Genomic DNA, 6,997 nt, shown 5'->3' with positions numbered 1-6,997 from the left:
TAGATGGTTAATAAATAGATCTTATAAAAGGGAATCAAGAAAGTTTAAAGTAGACCCAACAAGTTTTAAGTTTTTTAAAAATGCAGCTTCCCTAATTATCTGGACTATTGCAATTGGTGTGGTAATTTATACAGTGCCTAAATTCAAAGCACTGGCTTTAACATTATTTGCAAGTGCAGGTATCATGGTTGTTATTCTGGGCTTGGCAGCACAACAAGCCTTTTCAAATATTATTAGTGGAATATTTATCGTGATATTTAAACCTTTTCGTGTTGATGACTTAATTTCAATTGGAGAAAATCAGAGAGGAAAGGTTGAGGACATTACCTTGCGTCATACTGTAATTAGAAATTTTGAAAACAAAAGTATCATTATCCCAAATTCAATTATTAGTTCAGAAACAGTCATTAATGACACAATTGATGACCCTAAAATTTGCAGGTGGATTGAAGTAGGAATTAGTTATGACAGTGATATTGATTTAGCGATTAAAATTATTCAGGAAGAGTCAATAAAGCATCCATTGTGTATAGATAATCGTTCAAAGGAAGAAAAGAAAAACAATGTTCCTCAAATTGTTGTTAGGCTAATTCAGTTTGGAGATTTTTCAATAGATTTGAAAGCATATGTTTGGACAGATCAGGCATTTCGTGCTTTTGAAATGCATTGTGATATCAATATGTCCATCAAAAAACGATTTGATAAAGAGGGAATTGAAATACCTTTCCCATACAGAACTTTAGTCTTTAAAAAAGATATAGAGGAAAATTCTAAATAACAACAGATGAATTCTCAAACAGCAATTTCTTCGAAAGTTGGTTTACCCCCGGGGCATTGGTTCACATTGGTGAACACAAAAGTGAAAAAAGCAAAATAAGCATTATCGATTTTTTAGATGAGCAATTCGAAGAAAAAATATGTCATGATATTTCTGAATTAGGTGCTTATTTGAGTACTCATACATCAACTTGGATTAATATAGATGGAGTTAGTGATATCAAATCTATTGAAGAAATAGGTGAGTTGTTTGAACTCGATAAAATGTTACTGGAAGATTTGCTAAACACACATCATCGGCCAAAAGTAGAAGAATTTGACAATTGTATTTTCGCCAGTTTCAAAATGATTGGCATCAATCCAAACGCAAATGAATTGGTATCGGAGCAAATTAGTCTTGTTTTAGGTGAAAATTGGATATTGTCGTTTCAGGAAACAGAAGGAGATATATTTGAACCATTCCGAAACCGGATTAGGGAAAGCAAGGCCAATGTTCGAAAAAGGAAAGTGGATTATATATTTTATCGACTTATTGATATTGTGGTTGATAATTACTTTTTTGTCAATGAATTTTTCAACGAACGTATTGAAAATATAGAAATTGAATTGCTTGCTGATTCAAGCAGGCAAATTCATTTTGATATCCAAAGTACGAAGAAGCAATTACTTGCTTTCCGAAGATCATGCATGCCATTACGAGATGTGGTTTATAGCATTCAAAAAGAAAAAAATGGATTGATAAAGGAAACAACATTTAGATATTTGAATGATGTCTATGAACATTTAATTCATCTGCTAGATTCAATTGATACACAAAGAGAATTATTATCGAGCGCACTTGATCTTTTTAATTCCGGTATTAGCAATAGAATGAATCAGGTGATGCAAGTACTAACAATTATTGCTACCATTTTTATACCCTTAACCTTTCTTGCTGGAATTTATGGGATGAACTTTGAGTCAATGCCTGAACTGAGCTGGAAATATGGCTATTTAGGTGTTTGGGTGATTATGATTGCTGTTTTCATCTGCATGTTGTTTTATTTCAAAAAGAAAAAATGGCTTTAAACTAAAAAAATGGACTCTGTATATAACATACTTGAACTTGAATTGGTACATATAGGAAATTATACAATAAAAGTATTTTCTTTAGTTGCCATTGTTGTTATTTTTCTACTAACCAAATTAACACTTTGGCTGATTAAAAAAGCATTATTCAGAAAAAGGAAAAAGGAATTAGTGGATGAGGGAAATGCACTTGCTCTTTTTCAACTAATCAGGTATTTAATTTGGGTTGTTTCTATTGGTATTATACTCCATGTAATTGGACTAAAGCTGACTGTTCTTATTGCTGGTTCTGCTGCATTGCTTGTTGGTGTAGGTTTAGGTTTGCAGCAAACATTTAATGATGTAATTTCTGGGATTATTTTACTGTCAGAACGCTCGATTAAAGTGGGGGATATTCTTGAAATTGATTCAGATATTGTAAAAATTCAAAGTATTGGATTGCGTACGTCAAAAGGACTTAATCGGGATGAAATTTCCATTATTATTCCGAATTCACTGATCACAACAAATAAAGTTATTAATTGGAGTCATCAATCAAAGCATACCCGATTTAAGATAAATATAGGAGTCGCCTATGGAAGTGATGTGGACTTGGTGATTAAAGTGTTGAAAGAAAGTGCTTTAGAGCACAATGAGATTTCGGATAAAAGAATGGTTGACGTTAGGTTTTTGGATTTTGGAGATTCTTCTTTGGATTTTCAATTGCTTTTTTACAGTACTAATATTTTCAGGATCGAAAAAGTGAAAAGTGAAATAAGAAGAATAATAAGTAAGAAATTGATGGAAAATAGGATTACAATTCCATTCCCACAGCTTGATTTACATTTGAAATCGAAAATAACTGGTGATTAGAATAATGAGGCTGTATTAAAAGTCCTTCACAACGTCATTCTCACGCCATGCCTGAGGGCAGGCAGGAAAGTGGGAATCTCTATTTGCTGATTATGAGATTCCTTTTTTCAAAGGAATGACGAAAGAGAAGCAATTGTTAGACTCTTGATACAGCCTCATTTTAAATTTCATTAAATTCTGATCTTCATTGGTTTTACCTTCATCACTTTCATTCGCAAATTTTTTATAAGCTCCTTCCATATCCAAAATCAGATCGGTTTCAATTCCTTCAGCATCGATTAGTTCTAATTCTTAAAAATCAAGGCCATTAATATTTTAAAATTCCATTTTCGACTAAATATTTAACTCACAATAGTAGTTTTGATGCTTATTTCTGAACGATAAAGTGGATCAATAGATTCGTATTGTTACTAAATAATGGATATAGTAAGTATAATTATATTGGCTATCGGCCTTTCCTTCGACTCCTTTGCTGTTTCGATTTGTAGCGGTGTGGCAGTTCGAAAAATCGTATTCGGGAATGCTGTTAAAATTGCACTGTCGATGGCTGTTTTTCAGGCATCTTTTCCACTAATTGGCTGGCTCATTGGGCATGGTGTAAAATCCTATGTAGAAGCTTATGACCATTGGTTTGCATTTTTGCTTTTATTGGTGATGGGAGGAAAAATGATTTACGACTCTATAAGAAAAGAGGATAATTCAGAGAAGTTGAAAAACCTAAAATTTGCAACAATTATTGCTTTATCAATCGCAACAAGCATTGATGCCTTTGTTGTGGGAATTAGTTTTGGATTTATTGAAATAAATATTCTTTTAGCAGCTATAATAATAGGTTCTGTTACTTTCTTTGCTTCAATGATCGGTATTTTGTTTGGGAAAAAATCTTCTGGAAAATTGGGGAAACATGCAAACTTAGCTGGTGGATTGATTTTAATCGGAATTGGTGCAAAAATACTCATTGAGCATACATTACTCCAATAAGTTAATTTATAGTCAAAATAAGAATATTACTATTATTGTAGCTTAATAAATTTGCTTAATGATCGTTTCCGATGACAGTTGATACCCGTAAATATACAGGCGTTCTAATTTCAGTGACTTTCCTATTCCTTATTTGGGGGTTTCTTACCGTAATGAACGATATATTAATTCCCTATTTCAAGGATGTATTTGAGTTGAGTCATTTTAAGTCAATGTTGGTTCAATTTGCTTTTTTCATAGCCTACTTTATAGGTTCCTTGGTTTACTTGCTGATTTCTATTTCATCTGGCGACCCAATTACTAAAATTGGTTATAAAAAAGCAATCATTATCGGCTTATTGATTTCTGCTTTTGGTGCTTTTTTGTTTTATCCAGCTGCACATTATCAGTCATATGCTTTTTTTCTATTAGCCTTGTTTATTTTGGCTTTGGGTTTTACCATGTTACAAATTGCAGCCAATCCGTATGTGGCTATTTTGGGGCCTGAAAAAACTGCTTCAAGTAGGTTGAATTTAGCTCAAGGGTTTAATTCTTTAGGAACTACTTTAGCTCCAGCTATAGGTGGATTTATGATATTTAAGTTTTTTGGAGAACAAAGTACAGGTGCTGACGCAGTGCGTGTTCCTTATCTAATCTTTGGTGCCGTTCTTTTGCTACTTGCACTTTTTATTCGGTTTGCAAAGCTTCCTCAATTTGTCAATAAAGGAATGATTGAGAAAGGAGCAGGTGCATTGAAATATCCTCATCTTGTTTTGGGAATGATTGCCGTTTTTATGTATGTAGGTGGCGAAGTAAGTATTGGCAGTATTATGATTAAGTATCTTGGCCTGAACAAAATTGCTGGTTTATCCGAAATCGAAGCAAGCAAAATTGTTTCTTTATATTGGGGCGGACTAATGATAGGCAGGTTTTTAGGAGCCATATCATTAAGTGATTTCAAAAACCTATTAGTGAAAAGGATAATTATGTTAGGTATACCTGTTCTGGCATTTGTTATCATAACCTATTTGTTTGACTTTAGCATTGCCTGGAAATACCTGGTTCTGATGGCTGTTCAGTTAATTGGATTTACAATTGGCAAATCAATGCCTGCGCGAACATTAACCATATTTGGAATAGCTGTGACACTTCTATTAATAGTAGGGGTTTCAACAAATGGACAAATTGCCATGTGGGCTATTGTAGGTATTGGCTTGTTTAACTCCATTATGTGGTCGAATATATTTACACTGGCAATTAAAGGATTAGGAAAACATACCAGTCAAGGATCGTCATTGCTTGTTATGATGATTTTGGGTGGTGCATTAGTTCCCATGCTTTTGGGTGCTGTTGCCGATGAAGTTGGAGTTCATTACGCCTTGGTGGTTCCTGTTGTCTGTTATCTCTATATCATTTTTTATGGCATTAGAGGTCATAAAATTAAAGTTGTAGCTAAATAATGGAATTAAGCAGACCAAAAATCGAGATTTGCTGTTTTAATGTCCAATCTGTTTTGATTGCTGAAAAAGCAGGAGCAGATAGGGTGGAGCTTTGTGCAAATTATTTGGAAGGAGGGACTACTCCCAGTTTTGCAACAATCAAATTAGCAAAAGAGAGAAGCAATATCGCTATTCATGTAATTGTTCGCCCTCGGGGAGGTGATTTTTATTATTCAGACGTTGAATTTGATGTCGTCAAACAAGATGTGATGATGTGTAAAGAAATGGGAATTGATGGAGTCGTCCTTGGTTTTCTTACGCCTGATGGACATGTTGATATTCAAAAATGCATTGAAATTTCGGAGTTGGCAAGTCCCATGTCAATAAACTTTCATAGAGCTTTTGATAAAGTCCATGATCCATTTATAGCCCTTGAAGACATCATCAATTTGGGCTTTGGCAGAATTCTAAGTTCAGGCTTGAAGCCGAAAGTAACACAGGGAATTGACATCTTAAAAGAATTGCTTGACAAGGCAAATGATCAAATCATCATCATGCCGGGTTCTGGAATCAATGCAAATAATATTGCTAGCATTCACAAAAAATTAAATGCACAGGAATATCATCTTACAGCCAAGAGGTTTATAAGTAGTAAGATGCAATTCAACAATCCTGAGGTTCAGTTTTCAGATCATCCGGAATTAAATGACAATAGTATTATTGAAGCAGATTTAGTCGAAATTCAAAAGGTTATTTCAGCTTTAAGTTAATAATCAAATATGAAAAATTACCTAGTAGTTATAGTTAGTATGCTGGCTTTGTTTTTATCCTCTTGTTCAAACAAGAATCAGGAATTAACAGATTATGTTGATCCATTTATTGGAACCGGAGGCCATGGGCACACCTACCCGGGGGCGACCTTGCCTTTTGGGATGGTTCAGCTAAGTCCTGATACACGATTGACGGGTTGGGATGGTTGTTCTGGATATCATTATTCTGATTCAATTATTTATGGCTTTACGCATACGCATTTGAGTGGGACAGGTTGTTCTGATTATGGAGATATATTATTGATGCCTTATACCGGAGAGCTACTATTTGAAAATGGATCTGATGGGAATAAAGGCTATTCATCTGCTTTTCAAAAGAAAAACGAAAAAGCTGAAGCAGGCTATTATCAGGTTCTTTTGGATGATGATCATATAGATGTTGAATTAACCTGCTCGAAAAGAGTGGGCTTTCATAAATACACTTTTAATGAGGTTGATACAGGACGGATAATATTGGATTTAATTCATCGTGATGTATTAATTGATTCTGAAATCAAAGCATTATCTGCCACAAAAATTGAAGGAGTTCGAAAGTCATCAGCATGGGCCAGAAATCAGCAACTATTTTTTGCCATTGAGTTTTCAAAAGCGTTTTTTAATAACGATATTGAAGTAAGGGTGGATACCACAAAGGGGCATGAATTTAATTTTGGAAATGGATCAAAAGCAGTCTATCAATTTGTACTGGAGAAGGATAAAACAATCATGGTAAAAGTTGGTATTTCAGCTGTCAGTAAAGAAGGTGCATGGAAAAATCTGGAAGAAGAAATTCCTCATTGGGATTTTGAGCAGGTTAAAAATGAAGCTAATGAATCCTGGAATAAAGAGTTAAGTAAAATTGTTGTTGAAGGAGGGACTAAGGAACAAAAAACAATATTCTATACTGCACTTTATCATGCCATGTTAGCCCCTGATTTATTCATGGATGTAGATGGTCAATATTTAGGAAGAGATTTACAAATTCATCAGGCAGATGGTTTTGATTATTACACCACATTTTCGCTTTGGGATACCTATAGAGCTGAGCATCCTTTGTTGACCATTATTGATCAAAAAAGGACGAATGATTTT

7 protein-coding genes are annotated in these 6,997 nt (G+C 34.1%); all 7 read left to right on the top strand.

The features are described 5' to 3' along the window. Nucleotides 1–778: mechanosensitive ion channel family protein (locus HOG71_09755; protein ID MBT5991123.1), on the top strand; the 778-nt coding region annotated here is incomplete at its 5' end. 56 nt (nucleotides 779–834) lie between these two features. Beyond that, nucleotides 835–1,845: a magnesium/cobalt transporter CorA gene (corA, locus tag HOG71_09750; protein MBT5991122.1), complete on the top strand. Its 1,011-nt coding sequence runs from the start codon at nucleotides 835–837 to the stop codon at nucleotides 1,843–1,845. Between the two features lie 9 nt (nucleotides 1,846–1,854). After that, on the top strand, nucleotides 1,855–2,697 hold the full coding sequence (locus HOG71_09745) for a mechanosensitive ion channel (protein MBT5991121.1): 843 nt from the start codon (nucleotides 1,855–1,857) through the stop codon (nucleotides 2,695–2,697). A 417-nt stretch (nucleotides 2,698–3,114) separates the two neighbouring features. Further along, the gene (locus HOG71_09740; protein ID MBT5991120.1) at nucleotides 3,115–3,678 is read left to right on the top strand and encodes a manganese efflux pump; all 564 of its coding nucleotides are present in this window, start codon (nucleotides 3,115–3,117) and stop codon (nucleotides 3,676–3,678) included. A 71-nt stretch (nucleotides 3,679–3,749) separates the two neighbouring features. Continuing rightward, nucleotides 3,750–5,117, top strand: coding sequence for a sugar MFS transporter (locus tag HOG71_09735; GenBank protein MBT5991119.1), 1,368 nt, complete (start codon nucleotides 3,750–3,752; stop codon nucleotides 5,115–5,117). Further along, nucleotides 5,117–5,866 (top strand): copper homeostasis protein CutC, encoded by a 750-nt coding sequence (locus HOG71_09730; GenBank protein MBT5991118.1) that lies wholly within the window; start codon nucleotides 5,117–5,119, stop codon nucleotides 5,864–5,866. The genes HOG71_09735 and HOG71_09730 overlap by 1 nt, the downstream gene beginning before the upstream one ends. A gap of 9 nt (nucleotides 5,867–5,875) precedes the next feature. Next, on the top strand, nucleotides 5,876–6,997 hold a 1,122-nt coding region (locus HOG71_09725; GenBank protein ID MBT5991117.1), incomplete at its 3' end, for a glycoside hydrolase family 92 protein.

It is taken from the genome of Bacteroidota bacterium (assembly GCA_018698135.1).
Lineage (GTDB): Bacteria > Bacteroidota > Bacteroidia > CAILMK01 > JAAYUY01 > JABINZ01.
This window is presented reverse-complemented; position numbering and strand designations above follow the sequence as displayed.